The organism is Arthrobacter sp. CJ23, from assembly GCF_024741795.1.
In the GTDB taxonomy this organism is placed as follows: domain Bacteria; phylum Actinomycetota; class Actinomycetes; order Actinomycetales; family Micrococcaceae; genus Arthrobacter.
The window spans coordinates 2,834,520-2,856,836 of the sequence record NZ_CP102950.1; the positions used below are offsets into that span (position 1 = coordinate 2,834,520).

21 protein-coding genes and 1 pseudogene are annotated in these 22,317 nt (G+C 64.6%); 5 read left to right on the plus strand and 17 right to left on the minus strand.

Annotated features, from left to right (window positions below; all coding sequences use genetic code 11):
- Positions 1-12 precede the first annotated feature (12 nt).
- The 3 genes and pseudogenes from smc to NVV90_RS12635 form a co-directional block, all read right to left on the minus strand.
- On the minus strand, positions 13-3,597 hold the full coding sequence (smc, locus tag NVV90_RS12625) for a chromosome segregation protein SMC (protein WP_258437632.1): 3,585 nt from the start codon (positions 3,595-3,597) through the stop codon (positions 13-15).
- A gap of 124 nt (positions 3,598-3,721) precedes the next feature.
- The gene (locus NVV90_RS12630; protein ID WP_258437633.1) at positions 3,722-4,159 is read right to left on the minus strand and encodes a phage holin family protein; all 438 of its coding nucleotides are present in this window, start codon (positions 4,157-4,159) and stop codon (positions 3,722-3,724) included.
- Between the two features lie 88 nt (positions 4,160-4,247).
- Positions 4,248-4,415 (minus strand): annotated as a pseudogene (locus tag NVV90_RS12635) (DNA-formamidopyrimidine glycosylase); the annotation flags it as partial.
- Between the two features lie 753 nt (positions 4,416-5,168).
- On the opposite strand from NVV90_RS12635, the gene NVV90_RS12640 reads away from it, so the two are divergent.
- From NVV90_RS12640 to NVV90_RS12655, 4 genes are all read left to right on the plus strand, one after another.
- Positions 5,169-6,167, plus strand: coding sequence for an NADP-dependent oxidoreductase (locus NVV90_RS12640; protein WP_258437634.1), 999 nt, complete (start codon positions 5,169-5,171; stop codon positions 6,165-6,167).
- Positions 6,168-6,214: 47 nt separating this feature from the next.
- Positions 6,215-7,081 (plus strand): alpha/beta fold hydrolase, encoded by an 867-nt coding sequence (locus NVV90_RS12645; protein WP_258437635.1) that lies wholly within the window; start codon positions 6,215-6,217, stop codon positions 7,079-7,081.
- 29 nt (positions 7,082-7,110) lie between these two features.
- Positions 7,111-7,689, plus strand: coding sequence for a hypothetical protein (locus NVV90_RS12650; protein ID WP_258437636.1), 579 nt, complete (start codon positions 7,111-7,113; stop codon positions 7,687-7,689).
- Between the two features lie 128 nt (positions 7,690-7,817).
- Positions 7,818-8,423: a TetR/AcrR family transcriptional regulator gene (locus NVV90_RS12655; protein WP_258437637.1), complete on the plus strand. Its 606-nt coding sequence runs from the start codon at positions 7,818-7,820 to the stop codon at positions 8,421-8,423.
- A gap of 397 nt (positions 8,424-8,820) precedes the next feature.
- Here the strand turns inward: NVV90_RS12655 and mgrA are convergent, their stop codons facing one another.
- The 7 genes from mgrA to NVV90_RS12690 all read right to left on the minus strand — a co-directional run bounded on the left by mgrA (position 8,821) and on the right by NVV90_RS12690 (position 16,921).
- The gene (gene mgrA / locus NVV90_RS12660; RefSeq protein WP_258437638.1) at positions 8,821-9,846 is read right to left on the minus strand and encodes an L-glyceraldehyde 3-phosphate reductase; all 1,026 of its coding nucleotides are present in this window, start codon (positions 9,844-9,846) and stop codon (positions 8,821-8,823) included.
- 76 nt (positions 9,847-9,922) lie between these two features.
- On the minus strand, positions 9,923-10,198 hold the full coding sequence (locus NVV90_RS12665; RefSeq protein WP_258437639.1) for a hypothetical protein: 276 nt from the start codon (positions 10,196-10,198) through the stop codon (positions 9,923-9,925).
- A 119-nt stretch (positions 10,199-10,317) separates the two neighbouring features.
- Positions 10,318-12,555, minus strand: a complete 2,238-nt coding sequence (locus NVV90_RS12670; protein ID WP_258437640.1) for an alpha-galactosidase — start codon at positions 12,553-12,555, stop codon at positions 10,318-10,320.
- A 40-nt stretch (positions 12,556-12,595) separates the two neighbouring features.
- Positions 12,596-13,549 (minus strand): glycoside hydrolase family 68 protein, encoded by a 954-nt coding sequence (locus NVV90_RS12675; protein WP_309304057.1) that lies wholly within the window; start codon positions 13,547-13,549, stop codon positions 12,596-12,598.
- Positions 13,550-13,638: 89 nt separating this feature from the next.
- Positions 13,639-14,478, minus strand: coding sequence for a carbohydrate ABC transporter permease (locus tag NVV90_RS12680; protein WP_258437642.1), 840 nt, complete (start codon positions 14,476-14,478; stop codon positions 13,639-13,641).
- Between the two features lie 44 nt (positions 14,479-14,522).
- Positions 14,523-15,488: a carbohydrate ABC transporter permease gene (locus tag NVV90_RS12685; RefSeq protein WP_258437643.1), complete on the minus strand. Its 966-nt coding sequence runs from the start codon at positions 15,486-15,488 to the stop codon at positions 14,523-14,525.
- A gap of 77 nt (positions 15,489-15,565) precedes the next feature.
- Positions 15,566-16,921: an ABC transporter substrate-binding protein gene (locus tag NVV90_RS12690; protein ID WP_258437644.1), complete on the minus strand. Its 1,356-nt coding sequence runs from the start codon at positions 16,919-16,921 to the stop codon at positions 15,566-15,568.
- 231 nt (positions 16,922-17,152) lie between these two features.
- On the opposite strand from NVV90_RS12690, the gene NVV90_RS12695 reads away from it, so the two are divergent.
- Positions 17,153-18,169 (plus strand): LacI family DNA-binding transcriptional regulator, encoded by a 1,017-nt coding sequence (locus tag NVV90_RS12695; protein WP_258437645.1) that lies wholly within the window; start codon positions 17,153-17,155, stop codon positions 18,167-18,169.
- Here NVV90_RS12695 and NVV90_RS12700 read toward each other — a convergent pair.
- The 7 genes from NVV90_RS12700 to coaD all read right to left on the minus strand — a co-directional run bounded on the left by NVV90_RS12700 (position 18,166) and on the right by coaD (position 22,282).
- Positions 18,166-18,423: a hypothetical protein gene (locus NVV90_RS12700; RefSeq protein WP_258437646.1), complete on the minus strand. Its 258-nt coding sequence runs from the start codon at positions 18,421-18,423 to the stop codon at positions 18,166-18,168. The genes NVV90_RS12695 and NVV90_RS12700 overlap by 4 nt on opposite strands.
- Positions 18,410-18,895: a hypothetical protein gene (locus NVV90_RS12705; protein WP_309304058.1), complete on the minus strand. Its 486-nt coding sequence runs from the start codon at positions 18,893-18,895 to the stop codon at positions 18,410-18,412. Before NVV90_RS12705 ends, NVV90_RS12700 begins: the two co-directional genes overlap by 14 nt.
- Positions 18,896-19,130: 235 nt before the next feature.
- The gene (gene mutM / locus NVV90_RS12710) at positions 19,131-20,066 is read right to left on the minus strand and encodes a bifunctional DNA-formamidopyrimidine glycosylase/DNA-(apurinic or apyrimidinic site) lyase (protein ID WP_258437648.1); all 936 of its coding nucleotides are present in this window, start codon (positions 20,064-20,066) and stop codon (positions 19,131-19,133) included.
- A 4-nt stretch (positions 20,067-20,070) separates the two neighbouring features.
- Complete coding sequence (rnc, locus tag NVV90_RS12715; RefSeq protein ID WP_258437649.1) at positions 20,071-20,826, minus strand: ribonuclease III; 756 nt, start codon at positions 20,824-20,826, stop codon at positions 20,071-20,073.
- A gap of 23 nt (positions 20,827-20,849) precedes the next feature.
- Positions 20,850-21,053 carry a 50S ribosomal protein L32 gene (gene rpmF / locus NVV90_RS12720; protein WP_207614841.1) on the minus strand — a complete coding sequence of 68 codons (204 nt, stop codon included), beginning with the start codon at positions 21,051-21,053 and terminating at the stop codon, positions 20,850-20,852.
- A 33-nt stretch (positions 21,054-21,086) separates the two neighbouring features.
- Positions 21,087-21,614: a DUF177 domain-containing protein gene (locus tag NVV90_RS12725; RefSeq protein WP_258437650.1), complete on the minus strand. Its 528-nt coding sequence runs from the start codon at positions 21,612-21,614 to the stop codon at positions 21,087-21,089.
- 167 nt (positions 21,615-21,781) lie between these two features.
- Positions 21,782-22,282, minus strand: a complete 501-nt coding sequence (coaD, locus tag NVV90_RS12730; protein ID WP_258437651.1) for a pantetheine-phosphate adenylyltransferase — start codon at positions 22,280-22,282, stop codon at positions 21,782-21,784.
- Positions 22,283-22,317 lie beyond the last annotated feature (35 nt).

A 22,317-nucleotide genomic window follows, 5' to 3' on the forward strand; every position in this document is an offset into this window, starting at 1 on the left:
GTGCCCGGCTTTCTACTCCCTGTTGCCCAGCCGCTGGCTGATGACGGTGGAGACTCCGTCGCCGCGCATGGTGACCCCGTACAGGGCGTCGGCCACTTCCATGGTGCGTTTCTGGTGCGTGATCACGATCAGCTGGCTGGACTCCTGCAGTTCCTCGAAGATCGTGATGAGCCGGCCCAGGTTGGTGTCGTCCAGGGCAGCCTCCACCTCGTCCATGACATAGAACGGCGAAGGCCGCGCCTTGAAGATGGCCACGAGCAGGGCGACGGCGGTGAGGGACCGTTCGCCGCCGGACAGCAGGGAGAGACGCTTGATTCTCTTGCCGGCGGGGCGCGCCTCCACCTCGATGCCGGTGGTGAGCATGTCGTCCGGGTCGGTCAGGACGAGCTTGCCTTCGCCGCCGGGGAAGAGGCGTGCGAACACGTGGTCGAACTGCTGGGAGGTGTCGGCGAAGGCTTCGGCGAAGACCTGCTGGACGCGGTTGTCGACTTCCTTGATGATGTCCAGGAGGTCCTTGCGGCTAGCTTTGAGGTCTTCGAGCTGGGTGCTCAGGAACTGGTGGCGTTCCTCGAGGGCCGCGAATTCTTCCAGGGCCAGCGGGTTGACCTTGCCAAGGGCTGCCAGGTCGCGCTCGGCCTTCCTGAGCCGTTTCTCCTGTTCCTCCCGCACGAACGGGATCCCCTGGGGCAGCGGAACACCGTCCTCGTCCACGGGGGCCCGGAGTTCGGCCCATTTGTCAGCGCCGGCGCCTGCCGGTACGGGGACCGGCTGCTGGGGGCCGTAATCGGAAATGAGCTGTGCGGCGGAGAGGCCGAGTTCCTCCACGGCACGGTTCTCCAGGGCTTCGATCCGGAGGCGCTGCTGGGCGCGGGCCAGTTCGTCGCGGTGCACGGAGTCGGTGAGTTCGGCGAGCTCCCGCGCCAGGGCGTCGTTGCCGGCGCGGACTGCGGTGAGTTCCGCTTCGCGCAGCTCTCGCTCCTGCTCTGCCCGGTCCCGCTCCTGGCCGGCCAGATCCACGGACACCTCGATGAAGCTGATGGCCTGTTCCACCGCTGTTGCCACGGCGGCGGCGCGTTCGGCCTGGGCGCGCCGGATCCTGGCCCGCCGGGCGGCCTCCTCGCGTGCGCGGCGTTCGGCATCGGCCGCGCGCTCCAGGGAAGCGGCGCGGCCGCTGATGGCGCCCAGTTGCTCCTCTGCCGTGCGGAGGGCAAGCCGGGCCTCCATTTCCTGGGAGCGGGCCACGGCAGCGGCGGCCGCCAGGGCGTCCCGTTCCTCGGTGGAGGGCTCTTCATCGGGGGCCTCCTGCGCGGCGCTGAGCCGCTCGGCCGCCACTTCCAGGGCCAGTCCGGCCTCGGCAATGTTGGCCTCGGCGCGTGCCAGCGACGCCGCGAGCCGCTCGCTTTCACCCACCGCGCTGCGGAGCAGGGAATTCAGGTGTCCCAGCCGTTCGGCAACGGCTGCCAGCCGGGCATCGGAGTCGTGCAGTTTCTCCAAGGCAGCGTCGGCGCGTTCCCGGGCTTCGGCGCGGCGGGCCACGGCGCCGGCCAGGGCGAAGCGTCCCCGTTCCAGCCGTGCGGTCACGTCCATCAGCCGGGTACCGGCGTCGTCCACTGCCGCCTGGATTTCCAGCAGCGAGGGCGCGGTGGCGGAACCGCCGCTGACGGTCAGGGCGGTGAACACATCGCCCGCGCGGGTCACGGCGGTCAGCCGCGGATGCCCCTCGATGAGCCGGGCGGCGGCCCCGAGATCGTCGACGACGGCGGTGCGGGCCAGCAGCGCGACGGCGCCCCAGGCTCCGGTGCCGGAGGGGGTCACGAGCTCGCTGGCCCAGCGGGCGCCGTCGGGAAGCTCGGGCACTGCCGCCGCGTCGCGGGTGTGTCCGGGCGCCTCGGCCAGCAGCAGTGCGGCCCGGCCAGCGTCGTCGTCCTTCAGAAGCTGCACGGCAGCGACGGCGCCGTCGCCGTCCGCCACCACCACGGCGTCCGAGGCGCCGCCGAGGGCAGCCGCCACGGCAGTTTCGTAACCCGGCTCCACGGCCAGGAGGGAGGCGAGCGGACCCAGCACGCCGGGGTGGCCGGAGGCCAGGAGCCGTTCCGAGCCGTCCTTCCGGCTCAGGCCCAGCTGCAGGGCGTCGCGGCGGGCCGTGAGGGAATCACGTTCGCGCAGGTCCTGCCGCTCGGCCGCCTTCAGCGCCTCGATCTCCGCGTCCATCGCAGCCAAGAGTCCGCTGGCTTCCTCGTATTCCGCGTCCAGGCTCTCTTCGCCGTCTTCGGCCCCGGCCACATCCGATTCGAGCGCGGTGAATTCGCCTTGGGCCAGGCGCCGGCGTTCCTCGCCCGCAGCCAGGGATTCGCGGAGGCGGCCGCGCTCGGATTCCGCAGCCTCGGCACGGGAGCGAGCGGCCCCCAGTTGTCCGGCGAGCCGCGCGAGGCCCTCCCGGCGGTCGGCGGCAGCGCGCAGCATCGCAGTGAGGCGTTTGTCCTCGTCCGCGGCCAGGCGTTCTGCTTCCTGCTTGGCCACCGTGGATTCCAGGAGCGCGGCGCGCTTGGCGAGGATGTCGTGCTCGAGGGCGGCCTGCTCCTGGCGTGCCTTCGCGGCCTGGCGGTCGAGGTGCTCGGGGTCGCGGCCGGTGTCCGGGGCTGCGTCCGAGGAGCCCAGCAGGCGGCGGCGCTCGGCTGCCAGCGAGCCCAGGGAGCGCAGCCGTTCGCGGCTCGCGGAGAGCTGGTACCAGTTGTCGCGGGCGGCGTTGAGCAGGGGCGTCGCCTCGGCGGCGTGCTGTTCCAACTCGGCCTGGCGCCGGCGTCCTGTGCCGAGCCCGGTGTCGACGGCGGTGCGCCGCTCCTTGAGGGCGGCCTCGTCGGCGTCGTCCTGGGCCAGTGCCGTGCTGAGGCTGACGAGATCGTCGGCCAGCAGGCGGGCCTTGGCGTCCCGGACGTCGAACTGGACGGTCTGGGCGCGGCGGGCAATCTCGGCCTGCTTGCCGAGGGGTGTCAGCTGGCGGCGGATCTCGGTGGTCAGGTCCCCCAGCCGGGCAAGGTTGGCCTGCATGGCTTCGAGCTTGCGGACCGTCTTTTCCTTGCGGCGCCGGTGCTTGAGGATCCCGGCTGCTTCCTCGATGAAGCCGCGGCGATCCTCCGGAGTGGCGTGCAGGACCCGGTCCAGCTGGCCTTGGCCGACGATCACGTGCATTTCCCGGCCGAGCCCGGAGTCGGAAAGCAGCTCCTGGATGTCCAGGAGCCGGCAGGCGGTGCCGTTGATGGCGTATTCGGAGCCGCCCGCGCGGAACAGGGTGCGCGCGATGGTGACTTCGCTGTAGTCGATCGGCAGGGCGCCGTCCGTGTTGTCGATGGTCAGCGAGACGTGGGCGCGGCCCAAAGGCGGGCGTCCGGACGTTCCGGCGAAGATGACGTCTTCCATCTTGCCGCCGCGCAGGGTCTTGGCACCCTGCTCGCCCATGACCCAGGCGAGGGCGTCCACCACATTGGACTTGCCCGAGCCGTTGGGGCCGACGACGGCGGTGATGCCGGGCTCGAAGTCGAACGTCGTGGCTGACGCAAACGACTTGAATCCGCGGACGGTCAAACTTTTCAGATGCAAGGTGCTTCGGTTCTCCTGTGTGGCCGGTCCCGTTCAAACTACTGGTCTTCAAATCTACTGCCCGACGCCGGATTCTCCGGGACTGGCGAACCGGAACCATAGGCTCCGCACCACGAAATCCTGTTCAGCTCCGGAGCTGGTCTTTTCCACCGCGGCCACCGGTCAGCCGGGAGACCCTGGCTTCGAGGCCGTCATCCACGAAGTCGTAGATCGCCGAGGCCAGCCAGATCACCACGGTGGCCATCACCCAGCCGACGATGCCGTTGATGTTGAAGCCGTTGGAGAAAATGCTGGTGAGGATCAGAATGGCCAGGGTTGCCAACAGGCCGGCCGCAGCGGTGAGCAGCTTGCCGCTGATGCTGGAGCGGGTCCGAAGGCGATTGCCGCCGCGCCTGATCAGTGCGGTGATGGCGGGTTTGACCAGCAGTGTGGCGGCCGTGAAGACTACCACCGCCCAGAGGAAACCGCTGCCCAGCCTGACGCCGGGAAGAATGGAGGCCACCCACAAGGTGATGGCGTTGAACACCAATGCGATGCCGATCCGGATGGCCCAGGTTTTCATGCGCACAGTCTGCCACCATGCACTGACAACGGAACAGGTGCACTGACAGCGGGGGGACAGCCGTGCCTCCGGCCCGGGGGCGTCGCAGCTACCAGCGCCCGTTCCGCGGGCAGGGCTGGCACACCGGGCAGGTGTAGGAGGAACGGTTCATGAACTGCTCCCGCTTGATGATGCCGACCAGCCCGGCGGCGGCGCAGCGGCTGCATTGCTCGCCCGCGCGGCCGTAGGCGTTCAGGGAGCGGGCGAAGTAGCCCGCCTAGCACAGTAAGTAACGTTGATATGGATCAGGTGTCCCAGTTCGTCCAAGGCTGACGCGAGAGCCGTGAAATCAAGGGATTTCGGACGTTCGGCGTATTGTCTCCCGATTATTCGGAGAGTGTTAAAAGTTTGACGAACAAGGAGGAGACCCGCCGCTTCACGGGCTGTCTACTCGCCATCTTGCGAGTTCTGTGACGCATTTCGTCCCGGAACCGCGGACTTCAGGCGCTTCGCAGAAATCGCCGCTCCGTAGCCTCGCACCGCTCGGCAAGCATTGTCTTCCCCGCCCCGGTGGAGTGTGTATCGGTCCGGTGATGTGCTCGTAAGCGAGCGAAAAGCGAGCTTCAGATCGTTGCCAGAACGCCAATATCGCCCTCGCCACCACATGCCTCGGCGATCTCCGGCACTGCGATGGAGTCGCCGGTCCGCAATGTCGCGCTGAATCTGGCCGACCTGGAAAGGATCCTCGCACCGCCTCCCCTGGCCTGGCCGAGCTCGACCTTCGGGCAAACCCCGGCCCCGGGGTCGCTGTACCGGTAGGGACGGCGGCAAGCACGTACACCGTAGACGGACATCCGGAGTATCCGGATCTGGTGACCGGGTGGTTCTGGAGTCGTGAACCTCTCTCGTCCCGCCATGCATAGGCACGACCAGCGACAGCGGCAAAGATCGCCGAACCACCCTTGACAACTAATTGAGTTGAGTCATAATTGAGTAGACTCATTTATTGCCCCGAAAGGAACACCACGCCATGCGAGCGTTCGTCGTCACCAAGTACAAGGAGCCGCTGCGCGAAGTGGACGTTGCTGAGCCGACGGTCGGGGACCGCGATGTGCTCGTGCAGGTTCAAGCAGCGGGCTTGAACCAGTTGGATGAGAAAATCCGGCTGGGTGAGTTCAAGCAGATCCTCCCTTACAGGCTCCAGCTGATCCTCGGCAACGACGTCGCCGGCACCGTCATCCGTGTCGGGTCAAAAGTGCGCGGGTTCAAGCCCGGTGACGAGGTCTACGGCCGCCCCGACAAGGACCGCATCGGCACGTTCGCCGAGCGCATCGCCGTCGCCGAGGAAGACCTTGCGTTGAAGCCCGCATCGGCGAGCATGGAGGAGGCGGGCTCGCTGCCGCTGGTGGCGCTGACGGCATGGCAGGCCCTCGTGGAGCAGGGCAACGTGCAGCCGGGGCAGAAGGTTCTCATTCACGCCGGTGCCGGCGGGGTCGGCTCGATCGCCATCCAGCTCGCCAAGCACCTCGGTGCGACCGTTGCGACCACCGCGAGCAGCTCCAACGCCAGCTTCGTGCGCGAGCTCGGGGCAGACATCGTGGTCGACTATCGCACGCAGGACTTCGAGCAGCTCCTGAGCGGATACGACCTGGTGCTGGACAGCCTCGGCGGGGAGAACCTGCAGAAGTCGCTGCGCATCCTCAAGCCCGGAGGAAAGGCGATTGGGATCTCCGGCCCACCTGATCCGGTCTTCGCACGCAAGGCCGGCCTGAACCCTGTGCTGCGCCTTGCGATCGCCGGGCTCAGCAGCAGGATCCGCAGGCAGGCGAAGAAGCTCGGTGTCAGCTACGAGTTCCTCTTCATGCGTGCCAGCGGCGACCAGCTGCGCCAGATCAGTGCCCTGGTCAACGATGGCGTGCTACGCCCGGTCGTGGGCAAAGTCTTCGACTTCGCCCAGACTCCACAGGCACTGCAGTCTCTAGCCAAGGGCGGCATCCGCGGCAAGGCAGTCGTCATTCTCGCCGACTGACCCGCTGACACCATCCACCATATAGACCATCCAGGAGAACACGCATCATGAGTAACACCGACGCCCTAAACGAATCCGTCGTCACCTCGTACGCGAAAGCACCGGCCCGCACCATCACCGCCGGTGGCGTCACGTACGCGTACCGGGAGCTTGGACCCAAGGGGGGCATCCCGGTCGTGTTCTTCGTGCACCTCGCTGCCACCATGGATAACTGGGACCCCCGCATCATCGATCCCATCGCGAGGAACCGTCACGTCATCACCTTCGACCAGCCCGGGGTCGGTGCCTCCACCGGGCCGGTTCCCGACAGTATCGAGGTGATGGCCGACGACGCCTACACCTTGATCCAGGCCCTCGGGTTCGACAAAATCGACGTCTTCTCCTTCTCGATGGGCGGCATGATCGCCCAGGACCTGGCCCTCAAGCATCCCGGCCTTGTCCGCAAGCTGGTGCTGACCGGCACCGGGCCGCGGGGAGGCAAAGACATCGACAAGGTCGTCGGCACCACGTACCGGGACATCCTCCGCGCGACCCTGACACGATCGGACCCCAAGGAGTTCCTGTTCTTCAACCGCAACGCCACCGGCAAGCCCGCCGCGAAGGCATTCATCAAGCGCCTGCAGGAGCGCACCATCGATCGTGACAAACCGATCAGCACCAAGGCGTTCCAGGCGCAGCTGAAGGCAATCCAGAAGTTCGGCCGCTCCAACCCGACGGACCTGTCAAAGCTCACCCAGCCCACCCTCATAGCCAACGGCGACAACGACCGCATGGTGCCATCGATCCTCTCCGAGGACCTCCACCGCCGCATCAAAGGATCCGAGCTGATCATCTACCCCGACTCCGGCCACGGCGGCATCTTCCAATTCCACGCCACGTTCGCCCCCGCCGCCGCCGAGTTCCTGAACCGCTAACCAGCACACACACCAAGAACGACGCCACCATGAGAACATCACCGCCCAACGCGCAACCCGACGTGAAGAAGCACTTCAGCTCATCGATTCTGCTGTGGGTGCGCACTGACCAGCCCCGCCAAACCGGCCTGGACTATTGGAAAGGGCCGCACTCCGGCATCATCGCCGCCACTCCGGGCCTGGCGGAATACCGGCAGATCCACCTCGCCGAACACAACCCCGGCCGGTGGCCAGCAACCAGCGCGGTGGAGACCATCATCCCCGGGAATCGGAAGATCGACGGGGTCGCTGAAGTCACCTTCCAGTCCGTGCTCTCCCCGCTGCAGGGTCGCAAGCAGACCGCGCTGGCGCACAAGGACGAAATCAACGTGTTCCACCGCACGCTCCTCTACGCCGGCCCGCCGAACTCTTCCCACTGGTATGACGTCGCCAGCCCGGCAGAGACAGTGGACTCACGCGCCATCATCTACCTCCGCCGCCGCGACAGGGTCCGCGCGGGCGATTTCCGCAAATACATCAAGAGGCAACTCGTTCCTGCCCTCACAAGTACCGGAGTGCTGAAGGAGCTGCGCATGCAGACGTTCCTGCCGACGTCGACGCCGCCCTGACCTATGTCAGGCACGGACACGCCCTCCCCCATTACGAAGAGTAGACACGTAGCGCAAAGGACTCCGGGTTGGCCTTGGGGGATATAGTCATAACTGAGTCTAGTCAGTTTGTTTCGGGAGGAACCCTCATGTCTGTCGCGTCCCAGCCGCTCGGACGGCGCGAGCGGAATAAACAGCAGAAGCTCGATCGCATCACTGCCGCAGCCAGCGAGCTGTTCGCTGAACACGGAGTCGAGGATGTCACGACGCAGCAGATCGCCGACAAGGCCGACATCGGCACCGGGACCCTGTTCCTCTATGCCAAAACCAAGGGAGAACTCCTCCTGCTCGTTCAGAACGCCCACTACGCCGAAGCGCTCGAACGGGGTCGGACTGACGCTGAAGCCATCCCGGATGCACTGGATGCGGTGATGTCCATCGTGCGGCCGATCGTGGAATGCAACCGCATCCAGGTCGACAACGGGCGCACTTACCTGCGGGAGATGGTCTTCGGGGACCCGACAGAGCCGCACCACAGCGTGGCCCTTTCCATCGTCGCGCAGACTGAGGAAGCCATCGCCGGCGTCTTGGGCAGGGATGAGTCGCTCGGTGCCGGTGATGCCGCAACCACGGCACGCATTGTCTCGGCAATCATGTTCCTCAGCATGGCGGCAAGCATGAACGCTCCCTCAAGCACCGAGGCGATCGTGCAGGACATCGGGACTCAAATCAGCCTGCTGATGCTAAGGACATAGACCCGGTGGTGCGCACATGTTGGGAAGACAATGCGTGCGAACTATGCCGACGCCCCGTAGATACAGGCATCTAGCACTCGATAGCCTAGGCCTCTGGAGCAAGAGGGGGCGGGAAAGACCATACTTTCGAGCCGCGCCGGCACTGCCCGTTCATGTCCTGGTTGTCTCCGGGCCCGCGATGGAAAGCCGGCGTCATAACAAACGTCTCGGCACCCGCCTTCCCACACGCGGTTGGCACGGCAGCTGCGACAAGAAGGTTCACGAAAGACGAAACGCTGCGTTCGCCTGGGAGCGTTTCCCGCCGCGATCTCGCGGGGACACCGGCGGAGCGCAATCCCATTTGCGCTGAAGTATCGATGCCGCAGTTCGGAGGCCATCCATGGTGGGACCGGGCCGGCTAGCGGTTGATGTCGGATTCGACGGCGAACTTATCGATCGCCGTCAGTTCCTCGTGCGTGAACGCGAGGTTGTTGATAGCGGACAGCGTGTCCTCCAGCTGGGCCACGCTCGAGGCACCCACCAAGGCGGAGGTGACCGGCGATCCCTTGGGCTGCTCGCGCAGGATCCACGCAATTGCCATCTGCGCCAGGCTCTGGCCGCGGCCTTCAGCGATGGCGTTCAGGCCCCGGACGCGGTCCAGCTTCTCCTCGGTCAGGGCTTTCTCGGACAGGAACCGTTCCTTCGCGGCGCGCGAATCGGCAGGGACTCCGAGCAGGTAGCGGTTGGTCAGCATCCCCTGGGCGAGCGGCGAGAACGCGATCGAGCCGGCCCCTACCTGGTCCAGGGCCTCGTACAGATTGGGCGAGCCGTTCTCGGTCCAGCGGTTCAGCATCGAGTAGCTGGGCTGGTGGATCAGCAGCGGCGTTCCCAGCTCCTTCAGGATGCGTGCCGCCTCGAGGGTCTGTTCCGGGGTGTAGGAGGAGATGCCGGCGTACAGTGCCTTGCCGGAGCGGACGGCGTGGTCCAGTGCGCCCATGGACTCTTCGAGCGGGGTATCCGGGTCCGGGCGGTGGCTGTAGAAAATGTCCACGTAGTCAAGGCCCATGCGTTCAAGGGACTGGTCCAGGCTCGAGAGCAGGGACTTCCGGGAGCCCCACTCGCCGTAGGGGCCGGGCCACATGTAGTAGCCAGCCTTCGTGGAAATGACGAGTTCGTCCCGGTACCCCTTGAAGTCGTCCTTCAGGTGGCGGCCGAAGTTGGTCTCCGCGGAGCCGTCCGGGGGGCCGTAGTTGTTGGCAAGGTCGAAATGGTTCACGCCCAGGTCGAAGGCCCGGCGAAGAATCGCCCGCTGCTCCTCGAAGCGCTTGTCATCCCCGAAGTTGTGCCACAGGCCGAGGGAGATGGCGGGAAGCTTGAGACCGCTACGTCCGACGCGGCGGTAGGGCATGGTGTCGTAGCGGGTGTCCGCGGCTGAATAGTTCATAGGATTTTCTTTCTACTTCCCACTGGAGGAAGCCTGGTGGCAGACGGCGAAGAGAATCGAACAGCAGCCGAACGAGTCATGTCAGGAATTCGTCGGTCACGTCTCCAGAGTCACCACGAAGCCCTCGTGAGGTCCACTCGTCTCGTTCATCCGTCACGCCATACGGGATACCCTCATCGAGAGCGACGGTGTACGAGGCAGGTCCCAGCCGAGTGACGAGAATGCCTTGTTGGACTTCTTGGGCCCGTTGGCGCACGAGCACGACCGCAGTGCTCAGTTCATCCTCGATGTGGCTTGTGCTGTTTCCGGTGACGTGCAGGACTTCTCCGGATTCGATCCGGGTGATCATCATGGTGCTCCTTGCTGCTCAAGGACTCTTCAGCGCGTCCAAACTCGGAGGTGTCGGTGTGCCAATGTCGACATCGGCAGGGCACGCGGCCCGTGTCCTGCCGATGTGGACTGGTGATAGGTTCAGCTGGCCATGGTGATGCGGTATAGAACCACTTGATCGGGGTGGATCCTCGGGGATGCAACTCCGACTTTCGCGAGGACATCACCAGGGAAGACTGCCCCGGGGAAGACCACACCATGCCGACTGGTTGCGCGCAGTGTAGAAGGTTCGACCACGACGCCATCGGCAGTCGGCTGGCCCCACCACTGGGGTGGCAGAAGCCCGGAGGGGGTAGGCCCTGTGAAGACCGGTTCCACGCGGTAAGTTGCGTCCGGGTCGAGTCCGCGGAGCTTCAGGCGTGCGGCGGGGTCCGGATACAGGCTGTCCAGTGCCGCGGCGGCGAAGATCGCGTTGCTGCGGTCCTTGCTGAGGACGCCGTGGACCATGACGTTTGAATCGGGGCTGTCCATTCGGACGAGGTCGCCGGAGAGGAGGAGCTGGCGTTCCTGCTTGTAGAAGGTGATCCACCGGCGCAGGCTGTCAAGTTCTTCGTTGCTGGCGTGGGCGAGGTCCCACTCGATGCCGAGGTGTCCGAAGATAGCGGTTCCTGCGCGGAATGCCAGGTCGTGCTGGCGGCCGGTGGTGTGGGAGCGGCCCGAAGCGATGTGGGAGCCCATGTATTCGGGCGGCAGCAGTTGCGTGGTCCAGCGCAGCATGGTCTGCCGGTCGTGCGGGTCGATGTTGTCCGAGACCCAGACCCGGTCGGTGTGTTCCAGGACGCCGAGGTCGACTCGGGCACCGCCGGATGAGCATGATTCGATCTCGAGGTCCGGGTGGAGTGCCCGGATCTCCTGTAGAAGTGCGTAGAACGCCAGCGTCTGTTGGTGGACGCCCGGGCGTCCACCGTCGAGTTGGTTGCCGGCCTCGATGAGGTCGCGGTTGTGGTCCCATTTGATGTAGTCGATCCGGTACTCTGCCAGCAGCGCGAGGATCTGCTTTTTCACGTGCTCGTATGCTTCGGGGATGCCGAGGTTGAGGACCTGCTGGTGGCGTGACTCCACGGGCCAGTCGGTGCGGGCCGCCATGATCCATTCGGGGTGTGCGCGGGCGACGTCGCTGTCGGGGTTGACCATCTCTGGTTCGAACCACAGGCCGAACTGCATGCCCAGCTCGTGGACGCGGTCAACCAAGGGGTGCAGACCGGTGGGCCACACGTCCGGGGACACCACCCAGTCGCCCAGACCGGAGGTATCGTCGCGACGCGAACCGAACCACCCGTCGTCGAGCACGTAACGCTCGACGCCTGCGGCGGCGGCGCGCTCGGCGAGGTCGATGAGCTCTTCTTCCTCTTGGTCGAAATAGACAGCCTCCCACACGTTGAGTGTGACGGGGCGATCGGCGGAGACCGGAGCCGTGCGGCTGCGCACGTGGGCGTGGAAGCGCCGGGCGACGGCGTCGAGGCCTGTCCCGTAGGAGGCGTAAACCCAGGGGCTCTGGTACGTGTCGCTGAGGCCCAGCCGGACTTCGCCGGGCAGGAGCAATTCTCCGCCGCCGAGCAGCTGGTCGCCGAAGAAGCGCTCCGCATAATGGTGGTGGTTTCCGCTCCAGGCCGTGTGGACAGCCCAGACCTCGCCCTGGCCGAATCCAAATCCGGGGGTTCCAGCGTGCAGAATGTAGGCGCTGTCAGAGCCGGTGCGGCCTTTGCGGTTCTCGCGCAGGTGCGTGCCCGTCCGCAGGCTGCCGCGCTGTGGGACCCGTTCGTAGTTGTGGCTGCCCGCGAAGTCCAGCAGTTCCGTCGCCTCCACCGGAATCGGAAAAGCCAGGGAAATGTCTTCAACGGCGTACGTCTTGTCACTCAGGTTGGTGAGTTCCGCCCGGCTGCGCAGCAGCCCGCCCGGAAGCAACTCCAGCGTCAGGTCCAGGCGCAGCCGTTCCGTGTCGTCGACGGCGCCGAATTGGACATGGCCTGCGCCCGAGGACGCGAACCCGGTGACTGGTGCACCGTTCAAGGCCACGGTGTGGACATGGAATTTCGGTGACCACCCGATGCCGTCGAAGGACCCCCGCAATCCGGGGCGTCCCATCCAGCCTGATTCCTGTCCAGGCAGGAGACCGGGCCGGGGCGGCAGGTCGATGGTGCTGGAACCGGTCACCGGGACGCTGGCCCCTACCAGGGCCCCTGCCTGCTCGGCGCTCAGTGACGGCAGTTCGGCCCCCCAGTGGACGACGGCAGGCAATCGCCCGTCCGTGGCGTCTACCAGCACGGACACTCCGGCTGCGGTCAGCTGCAGGATCGCGCCCTGGCTATCGGTTGACATGGAACTCCTCATGCGTTGGTGCGCTCAAGCCCGTCACGGGCTAGCGTGCGTTGGCGGTGCTGGTGTGTGGTGGGGCGGGGGTCAGGCTGCCGCGCTCCGGGTCCCAGCGGACCGGTATTGGATCCGACACGACGCCGTCGAAGAAGCCGTCGCTGTTGGCGTCATGGCAGGCCATTAGCAGCCATTGGCCTGCATGGTCCTGGATCAGGCGGCCGCTGTAGAGCCGTGCCGTCGTGACAATAGTTGCCGCTGCCACGTCGTAGGGGCCGCTGGTTTGGTCCGTTTCCAGGCTCCACATACCGCCGCCGCCGAATCCTTCGGCCCTCTCGGCAGCAAGAGTGTCCACTCCACAAGAGAACAGCAGGACGGTCCGGTCGTCCATGACCGCGGTCTGGGGAACTTCGAGGTGTCCGAAGCCCGCGCCGGGTTGGCTCAGGGGTGGCCTGACCTCCCAGGTTTCCAGGTCGGAGGAGACGGCGTGGCCGATGACTCCGCGGTTGTCGTCGTCTCCGGTGTTGGCCCGGGCCGTGATCAGCATGTGCCAGCCGTCGCCGTCCGGGTCGGCGAAGACCCAAGGATCCCGCCAGGCCTCTTCCGGCCAGGTGGAGTCGCCGTATTTTTCGTACCAGCGTCCGTCGGCTTCGATCACTGTGGCCGCGTGCTTGGTCCAGACGTGGAGGTCCGGGGAGGTTGCGACGCCGATGGCTTCGATGTTGTGTGTTTCGTAGAAGCGGGCACCGGTGTAGAACATGCGCCAGATCCCGTCCGGGCCCCGGAGCACGCTGCCGGTCCAGGTCGAGGTCGCGTCGAAAGCATCCGGGTCATCGGGCTGAAGGACGACGCCGTGGGAGACCCAGGTGCTTAGGTCCTGTGAGGTGGCGTGCCCGATCCGGGCGTTGCGGTGCCGGAGCGCCGGGTCGCCCAGGCTCTTTGGAGCATGGAGGTAGTACATGTGGTACGTGGAGCCGTCGTCGGCTAGCCAGAAGTCCCACACCCATGAGTCCTTGAGACTGAAAACCAATTGAATAGACCTATCTGCTTGTTATTGTGGCCGCCTGTCGGGGCGGGATTGTTGTTGGGGGGTTAGCCCTTGACTGCTGAGCTGCTGATGCTGGCGACGAACCAGCGCTGGAAGATCAGGAAGACTGCCAGGACGGGGACGATGAACATCGTTCCGAAGGCCAGTACCTGGCCCCATTCCGGTGGCTGCTGGTTTTGGAAGATGCTGATGGCCAACGGGAGGGGCCGGACGGTTGGGTCGGAGACCATGAGGACCGGCCACAGGTACGATCCCCATTGGGCCAGGAAGGTCAGGATGGCGACGGTGGCGAACGCCGGTTTCGTGATGGGCACGATGACTTGGAAGAACGTCCGGAATGGCCCGGCACCGTCCAGGCGTGCTGCCTCTTCGATCTCGCCGGGAACGTCGAGGAAGAAGGTATAGAAGAGGAAGATCGAGAACGCGTTGGCCATGAACGGGATCGCCTGGATGTAGATGGTATCCCGCTGGCCGGAGAACATGAAATACAGGGGCAGGGCGACCGCTTCGAACGGGATGATCGTCAGGACAATCACCAGCAGGAAGAGGACCTTCTTTCCCCGCCATTGCATCCGGGCGAAGGAGTAGGCCGCCATCGAGTTCACGAATAGGCTGCCGGCAACGACGGCGGTGGTGACGATGATTGAGACGACGGCGAACTGCCCGAAATATCCGGTGGCATCGGAACTGAGGTGGTCGAAGACGCCGATGTAGTTCTCGACGGACAGGTTCGTGGGGACGAAGCCGCTAAGGCCGCTGAGGACCTCAGTCGACGGGCGGAAGCTTCCGACGATCAGGTAATAGACCGGCAGGAAGAAGAACAGCGCGACCGCCGTCAGGATCAGGTAGTGGAGTGCGGTCTGCCAGCGATGGGTGCGTTTCATGCTTCCGCCCCGCCTCGTTGGCTGCACGGTTCTGGACATCGTCATCAGACCCCTCCTCGCTGGCGCGCCGCGGCGCGTTGAATGATTGCGATCACGGTGATGATCAGCATGAAAATGACGGTCATGGCTGCGGCCTGGCCCACGTTGTTGTTATCGAAGCCGGTGTTGATGATCTGGGTCATGACGGTCTCGGTGGAACCGCGGTCGACACTTCCGGAACGACTCAACAGGTACACCTGGTCGAAGAGCCTGAAGGAGAAGATCGTGGTGATGAGGGCGACGAAGATCAGCGTGTTCCGGATGCCCGGCACGGTGACGTTGATGAACTGGGCCCACTTGCTGGCGCGGTCCAGCGATGCCGCCTCGTAGAGTTCGGTTGGGACGCTTTGAAGCGCCGCGAGAACGATGATCATCTGGAAGCTCACGCTTTGCCAGATGGACATGACAATGATCGATCCGAGCGCAGTGGCGGGATCGCCGAGCCAGTCGTGGCTGGACAGTGTGCCTCCGCTGAAGAGCCCAAGGATGGCGTTCAGGAGTCCTTGGTCTCCGCGGGAGTAGATGAGCCGCCAGATCACGGCTGTCAGGGCCAGCGGGAACACCAGGGGCATGAAGATGAAGGTCCGGAAGATCACCATGCCGCGCAGTTTTCGGTTGACGAGGACGGCCAGGGCGAGGGCCAAAACGGTCTGCACAGGTACGACGATGAGGGCGAAGCTGAAGTTGTTCAGCAGTGCTTGGCCGAAAGCCGCGGCCAGGTCCGGATCGGTGAACAACCTTGCGTACTGTTCGAACCCGACGAATCGGGCCGGCCGCGGGCTGTTGAGCTGCACGCGGTAGAAGGACAGCACCACTGCGAGCACGAACGGTGCGACAAGGAAGATAGCGAGTCCGAGCAGTGCCGGACTGGCGAAGAGCGGGCCCGCGAACCGGTGCCCGGAAAGGCCGGCGGATGACCGGCGCCTTGCCGGCACCGTGGGGGCCTGGATCTGTTGCGTTTGTGTGGTCATGATGGAGGCTTTCGCTAGGAGCAAGTCCGGAGAGGTCCGGCCGCCGTCATTGCGGCGGCCGGACGAGAGCCGGAGGTCTATTTCTTGTATCCGTCGTTGTCGGCGAAGTTCTGGTCGATGGCGCGGGCGGCGGCGCTCAGGGCTTCCTTGGCATCCTTGCCGGCATAGATGGCGGCCTCGGCCTTGCCGACCTGGTCCGTGACAACGGGGTAGCCTGCGGTCACCGGCCGGGTGACACTGACGCAGTTGTCGTTGATTTTGTCCTCGGTGCCGCACGCCTTGCTCAGCTGATCGCCGAGGAGCTGCAACTGCTTCCCGGGGCCGTAGAGGCTGGAAGTGGCCAGTGACGTCTTGGTGGCGGGCGGGGCACCGTTGGCGTCGGTGTAGGTGTGGACGCTCTCATCCGACATCAGGAAGTCCAAGAACTTCCCGGCCGCGGTACCGTTCTTGGTGGTAGCACCCATGCCCCAGGCGAAGGTCCCGGAAGCGGTCTTGGTGCCCTTGCCGAAGTTCGGCAGGGGAATGGAGACCAGATCGCTGCCCAGGGCCTTGTAGGTCGGGTAGGTCCAGTGACCCACCCAGCTCAACGCGACGCGCCCGTTGGTGAAGGCCAGCCCGTCAGCGTTCGGATCAGTGAACTTCTTCCAGCTCGCGAACTTTGTCAGGGACTTCACGTTGGCTTCCGAATCCAGCGCCCCGGACGCCTTGTTGTCCTTGAGCATGGTCCCTCCACCGGACCAGATGACCGGCCCAGCAGAACAGCACGTACCCCACTCGCCGGCAAAACCATACTGCTCGGAAAGATCCAGGGGTTTTCCGCCTGGCACCACGGTGGCGAGCTTGTCCAGAACTCCGGTGAACTCCTCAGCTGTCCACGCCTTCTCCGGGGTGGTCGGGTAGGCGACGCCGGCGGCATTCAGCAGCTTCTTGTTGCCCCACAGCGCCAGGCCGGCGTTCATCATGCCCACGCCATAGGCGGCATTGTCAACAGTGTTCTGCGCCTTGATGGAATCCGTCTGGTTCGACAGCGTTGCGTCGGACACGGAGCCCTTCAGGGGGGCCATCTTGCCGTTGTAGACGAAGCTGGCCAAGGTGGGCCCATCGAAGTCAAGAACATCAGGCAAGTCGCCCGGTGCGGCAGAGTTCACGGCCTTGGTGTACTGGTCGGAAGGGAATAGCTTCAGGTTCACTTTGATCTTGCTCTGTGAGCTTTCGAAGCTCGAGATGATCTTCTTCAGTGCATCGTTCTCGGCAGCCTGTCCATCGACGGCCCAAACATTAATGGTGCCCTCGCCGGAGCCTGCCTCAACGGAGGGGCCGGCGCTGCCGGTTCCCGGACCGCCGCAGGCAGTTAGTGCCATGGCTGCGATGGATACTGCGGCGGCAGCGGTGAGGATCCGCGCCCCGCTCGTGGATTTCGGAATGGTCATCATTGATCCCTTCGGAGGATGTGAAATTTTAGGGAAAGCATTCAAAATGCTGTCGACATCGTCAGGCGAAGCGTGAGGAGGATCACTACCCAGGGGCTTGAGAATGAGTCTACGCGGGTAGACTCATCAGTGCAAGCGTCTTTTCAGCCTTGGTAAGCCTTGGGCGAGTCGTCGACAAGATCATAGTCAACGCGGGTAGACTATGAGGAACAACGGAGTATAGAGGTGGTCTTCATGGCAAATCTGCAGGCGCAGGCCGGATCCGGAAAGGTGACACGGACCGACGTCGCCCGCTATGCGGGGGTGAGTACGGCAGTCGTCAGCTATGTCATCAACGGGGGTCCCAAACCGGTCGCGACAGCGACTGCGGCACGGGTGCGCGAAGCCATCAAAGTGCTCCAGTATCAGCCCAATGCAACAGCCCGGGCCCTGTCCCTGGGCTCCACGCGGCTGCTGGGCATGATTGTTCCCGACAGCACCAACCCCTATTTCGCTGAGCTCACGGACGCCATCGCGCAGGCAGCGGCCGCCCGCGGCTACGCACTCCTCGCCGCCAACTCCCGCACGGATGCCAACACGGAGCGGCAGAACACCCTCAATCTCGTCTCGCGGCAGGTCGACGCGATCATCCTCGCCACCGTGCTGAGCCCAAGTGAAGTCGCCGCCATGCCGGTCCAGGGAATCCCCCGGGTGCTCATCGACCAGTCCAGCGCCGTGCACGGCATACCCACGATCAGTACCGACTTTGAACAAGGAGCCGCAATGGGCGTCCGGCACCTTATCGGTCACGGCCACGAGGACATTGGCATTCTGGTCGGCAAGGACATTGACCCGTCACGTGTGGACCCACGGCAAAACGGCTGGAGGAAGGCGCTTCGCGAGGCAGGCCTGCCCGACGGACCCGCGGAATTCACGGAGTTCACCAGGCAAGGCGGCTACGAAGCCACGCTCCGCCTTCTTGAGCTGCCGAAGCCGCCGACGGCCATTTTCGCCAGCTCTGACCTGTTGGCCGTCGGAGCCCTTCGCGCCATCCACGAAGCCAACATGTCCGTACCCGGTGACATTGCCGTTGTCTCCTTCGACGGAACTTCCGAATCGGAATTCAGCTGGCCTCAGCTCACCACGGTGAGACAGCCGATCAACCAAATCGCCGACGCAGTCCTTGAATCAGCTCTCTCCAGTGACGAGCCAGACGGCGAGATTCAACTGTTTCCCACCGATTTGGTCATCCGGCGATCTTGCGGTTGCTAAGACTTCTCAATGTGTCCGGTCTGTGAAGTCCCAGCAGCGAGGCTGCCCAGCAACTTCAGGCGCTCCTCGCTTCGGGTACCCGGTTTGGCTGTGTAGCCGGACATGAACCATACGGGGTTCGCAGGGGAGTCCATTGCCTCGTACACCAACTCGAGGTCGCCGACCTCGGGATGATAGACGCGTTTGATCCCGGTCCGGTGGTGCCGGACATCGTGCGCAGCCCAGCGCAGCCGGACTTCATCACTGCGGGTCATCAGCTCTCGGACGCTTATCCCGAGGATTCTGGCCGGCGTAACTGCGCAGCGTGGCGACGATGTCGGACGCGTTCTGCTCCCATTCGGAGAAGAACACCCTCGCTGCCGGGCTGAAGAAGGTGAACCTGGCGGTGTTGCCATGGCTTGCCGGATCCTCCAGCAGCGGCGCGTAGAGGGCATGGCCTTGCGCGTTGGCCAGCCACGAAGTCCATCCAGGGGTCTCGTGCCCAGACGGGCATGGCGATCGCGTCGATGAACCGTTGCAGGCTCGGAAGGAATGGCTGCTCCACCAGACGTTTGCGACGGCGGACCGGCTGGGGACCGGCAGCCTCGGCCGGGGCGTGCAGGTGATCGATCTCCGCCTCGTCCAGGCGCAAAGTTCTGGCAATGCCGTCAAGGATCTCATGGGAGACTCCGCGCAGGTCCCCCGTTCCATTCGCGCGTTGTACTCTACGCTGACGCCGGCCAGCATGGCTACTTCCTCGCGCCGAAGGCCCGGTACCGAAAGTCGGAGGGACCCGCGCTCACGTTACGGAAGTCGTCTCGGGCAGGGCACTGGCGGCGATCGTCCGGGTTGGACACTTCAAGCTTTCTGCGAAGATTTTTCCTCGGCACGCCGTTACGACATTGATGCTCCAGCGGTGTCTAAGAGTGTTCATCGGCTACCGGCGATCACTCAGATCCGACCATGGACACCCCGCTCAAAATCAGCGCGAACGCTGGCATTTCGGGCAAAAATGGGAGGACCTGTTCATGAAGGCCATGCGCTTAATCGGGGTTCCGCAGCGACGACAGGGCTCGCCCTCACGCCCATAAACTTCAAGGTCTCTTGCGAAGTAGCCGGAATCGCCGTTGACGTTGACGTAGAGGGAGTCGAAGCTGGTGCCGCCGGCGGCGAGGGCGTCGCTCATGACGTCCCGTGCGGAGTCCACCAGGCGCTCGGCGTCGGCCCGGCGCAGCGTGTCCGTGGGCCGGGCGTAGTGCAGCCTGGCCCGCCACAGGGCCTCGTCCGCGTAGATGTTCCCGATGCCCGAGATCACGCCCTGGTCCAGCAGCGCCCGCTTCAACCCGGTTTTCCGGGACCTGACTTTGCGGTAGAAGTCCTCGAAGGAGAAGTACGGATCGAGCGGATCGCGCGCGATGTGCGCGGCTTCCTCGGCAATCTCCGGGAGGGGCGTTTCGCCCAGGCCGCCAGGGCCGCCGTCGGGCGTGGGAACCAATGCCGTGACGAACAGCCCGCCGAAGATCCGCTGGTCCACGAAGCGCAACTGTTCGGGCATGCCGTCGGCGGGGCTGAGCCGGATCCTGACCTTGAGGTGCTTTTCGTCGGGGACGTGGGGGTCCTGCATGAGCAGCTGCCCGCTCATGCCCAGATGCGCCATGAGCGCGACGCCGGGAAGCGGCCCGCCGCCGTCGGGCCCGCCGCCGGAACCTTCCACGGCGAGCGGCATCCAAAGGAACTTTCCGCGGCGGACAACGTCCAGGACGGTGGCGTGTTCGAGGTTGCCGATGAAGTCTTCGGTGCCCAGGCTGTGGCGCCTGATGGACCGGGGGTCCAGGACGTCCACGGAAATGATGGTGCGGCCGCGCACCCAGCGGGCCAGGCCGCGGCGCACCACTTCGACTTCGGGAAGCTCAGGCATGGGGTCAGGCGGAGGCAGGACCGGCCGCGGCACTGTCCTGGATGGCACTCTCCTGGGAAGCGCCGTTCTGGGCCGCTTTGTCCCGTACCGTAAGCGTGCGCCAGGCATCTGCCGCGGCTTCCTGTTCGGCCTCCTTCTTGGAGTGCCCGGAGCCGTTGCCGTAGGACGTGCCGCCGATCAGCAGCTCCGCCACGAAAGTGCGGGCGTGGTCCGGGCCGGAGCCGTTCACGGCGTAGTGCACGGAGCCGAGCTGCCGGCTTGCGGCCAGTTCCTGGATGCTGGTCTTCCAGTCCGTCCCCGCGCCAAGGGTGGCGGCGTCCAGGAGGAGCGGGCCCACCAGGCGCATGACCAGTTGGCGTGCGGTCTCGATGTCGTTCGAGAGGTACGTGGCCCCGATCAGCGCTTCCATGGTGTCAGCGAGGATGGAGGCCTTGTTCTTGCCGTCGGTGAGCTTTTCGCCCTGGCCGAGGTAGATGTACTCGCCGATGCCCAGTTCCCGGCCGATGCCGGCAAGGGCCCTGGTGCTGACGACGGCGGAGCGCCGCTTGGCGAGGTCGCCTTCGGGCAGTCCGGGGTTGTCGCGGTAGAGCGAGTCGGTCACGGAGAAGCCCAGGATGGAGTCGCCGAGGAACTCGAGGCGCTCGTTGGTGGGAATCCCGCCGTTCTCATACGCGTATGAGCGATGTGTCAGAGCAAGACGAAGCGTCTCGGCGTCAATAGAGACACCGAGACGCTTCAGAAGCTCTTCAGTTGAAGACATCCTTTGTCAGCCTGTGCGGCAGATTAGGCGTCTGCGACCTTGCGTCCCTTGTATTCAAGGAACAGCGCAGTGCCGGCGGAGTCGGTAACGACCTTTGCCTGGTGCGGCAGGCTGTAAACAACCTGGCCGTTTTCGATGGTCTTGACCAGGGCGGGGGCAGTTGCCTTCCACTGGGCACGGCGGGCGCGTGTGTTTGCGCGAGACATTTTCCGCTTGGGAACAGCCACGGCTATCTCATTTCTCTCTTAGTCGAACACTTACTAATCAGTTTGCCGGTCAGTCTTAGCCAGGTCAGCTAGGGCAGCCCAGCGAGGATCAATGACCTCGTGGTGGTGCCCCGGCTCGTCTTCCAGGCGTACTCCACATTCGGAGCAAAGGCCCTGGCAGTCTTCCCGGCACACCGGCTGGAACGGCAGCATGGTAACCACTGCGTCCCGCAACACCGGCTCAAGATCGATCAGATCGTGCTCGACTCGACGTTGCTCTTCATCGTCTTCTTCATCGGAAAGCTCAATGCCCTCGTAGAAGAAAAGTTCTTGCACATTGACCTCAAGGTCATACGCAAGGGGATCCAGGCATCGGCCGCATTCGCCGGAAACTTCGACGCTTACGGATCCGGATACCAGAATTCCTTCGTGTACGGCCTCAAGTCTGAGGTCCAGCTCGACGTCCGAGCCTTCCTTCACGCCAATGAGTGCCACACCAAGGTCACTTGGTGCAGGTACATGTTCGTTGAGTGTCCGCATGGTCCCTGGACTGCGTCCAAGGTCCTTGACTACCAGCGCCAAGGGCGAACTTGCATCTCGCTTAATGAGAACTCCTGTAGAACATATGACCGACGTACCATCTTAGCCTGATCACGCGAAAGGACTCAAACCGGGGCCGCTTGGAAAGTAATTCCTGAATGGATCCGGCATCGAGCACCGCGTGGGCGGCGGAAAGGTACCGGTACAGCCTACCCTTTGCGGGGCTGTTCTGTTGGAGGCTCGCCGGCAAGGAGCCGCTTCAGCACGGATTTGGGCACGAATTCGGAGATGTCCCCGCCCAGGGCATTGACCTCCTTGATGAGCGTGGAGGACAGGTGCAGATAGTGCGATTCCGCGGGCAGGAAAACGGTCTCGACGCCGCTGAGCTGGCGGTTCATGGTGGCCATGGGCAGCTCGTAGTCGAAATCGGATGACGAGCGCAGGCCCTTGACGATAGCGGAGATCCCGCGGTGCCTGCAGTATTCGGCGAGGAGGCCCTCGCCCATGGGTTCGACGATGATGCCGCGCAGCGAGGCCAGGGTTTCCCGCGCCATGTCCATGCGCTCCTCCAGGCTGAAGCGGTACTTCTTCGTGTAGTTGGTGGACACGGCGACGATGACCTCGTCGAACAGCCCTGCTGCCCGGGCGATGACTTCGAGATGTCCGTTGTGGATGGGGTCAAAGGATCCAGGGCATACCGCACGTCTCATGCTCTGAACCTACCCCATCTAACTGGCGGGATACC

Coding starts and splice junctions, on each gene's coding strand:
- NVV90_RS12630 (WP_258437633.1), bottom strand. CDS start 4,159: ATGAAAACCTGGGCCATCCGGATCGGCATCGCATTGGTGTTCAACGCC.
- NVV90_RS12700 (WP_258437646.1), bottom strand. CDS start 18,423: ATGACCCGCAGTGATGAAGTCCGGCTGCGCTGGGCTGCGCACGATGTC.
- mutM (WP_258437648.1), bottom strand. CDS start 20,066: ATGCCTGAGCTTCCCGAAGTCGAAGTGGTGCGCCGCGGCCTGGCCCGC.
- NVV90_RS12680 (WP_258437642.1), bottom strand. CDS start 14,478: ATGAAACGCACCCATCGCTGGCAGACCGCACTCCACTACCTGATCCTG.
- NVV90_RS12705 (WP_309304058.1), bottom strand. CDS start 18,895: ATGCTGGCCGGCGTCAGCGTAGAGTACAACGCGCGAATGGAACGGGGG.
- NVV90_RS12690 (WP_258437644.1), bottom strand. CDS start 16,921: ATGATGACCATTCCGAAATCCACGAGCGGGGCGCGGATCCTCACCGCT.
- coaD (WP_258437651.1), bottom strand. CDS start 22,282: ATGAGACGTGCGGTATGCCCTGGATCCTTTGACCCCATCCACAACGGA.
- NVV90_RS12640 (WP_258437634.1), top strand. CDS start 5,169: ATGCGAGCGTTCGTCGTCACCAAGTACAAGGAGCCGCTGCGCGAAGTG.
- NVV90_RS12685 (WP_258437643.1), bottom strand. CDS start 15,488: ATGACCACACAAACGCAACAGATCCAGGCCCCCACGGTGCCGGCAAGG.
- NVV90_RS12670 (WP_258437640.1), bottom strand. CDS start 12,555: ATGTCAACCGATAGCCAGGGCGCGATCCTGCAGCTGACCGCAGCCGGA.
- NVV90_RS12645 (WP_258437635.1), top strand. CDS start 6,215: ATGAGTAACACCGACGCCCTAAACGAATCCGTCGTCACCTCGTACGCG.
- NVV90_RS12665 (WP_258437639.1), bottom strand. CDS start 10,198: ATGATGATCACCCGGATCGAATCCGGAGAAGTCCTGCACGTCACCGGA.
- NVV90_RS12695 (WP_258437645.1), top strand. CDS start 17,153: ATGGCAAATCTGCAGGCGCAGGCCGGATCCGGAAAGGTGACACGGACC.
- NVV90_RS12650 (WP_258437636.1), top strand. CDS start 7,111: ATGAGAACATCACCGCCCAACGCGCAACCCGACGTGAAGAAGCACTTC.
- mgrA (WP_258437638.1), bottom strand. CDS start 9,846: ATGAACTATTCAGCCGCGGACACCCGCTACGACACCATGCCCTACCGC.
- rnc (WP_258437649.1), bottom strand. CDS start 20,826: ATGTCTTCAACTGAAGAGCTTCTGAAGCGTCTCGGTGTCTCTATTGAC.
- NVV90_RS12655 (WP_258437637.1), top strand. CDS start 7,818: ATGTCTGTCGCGTCCCAGCCGCTCGGACGGCGCGAGCGGAATAAACAG.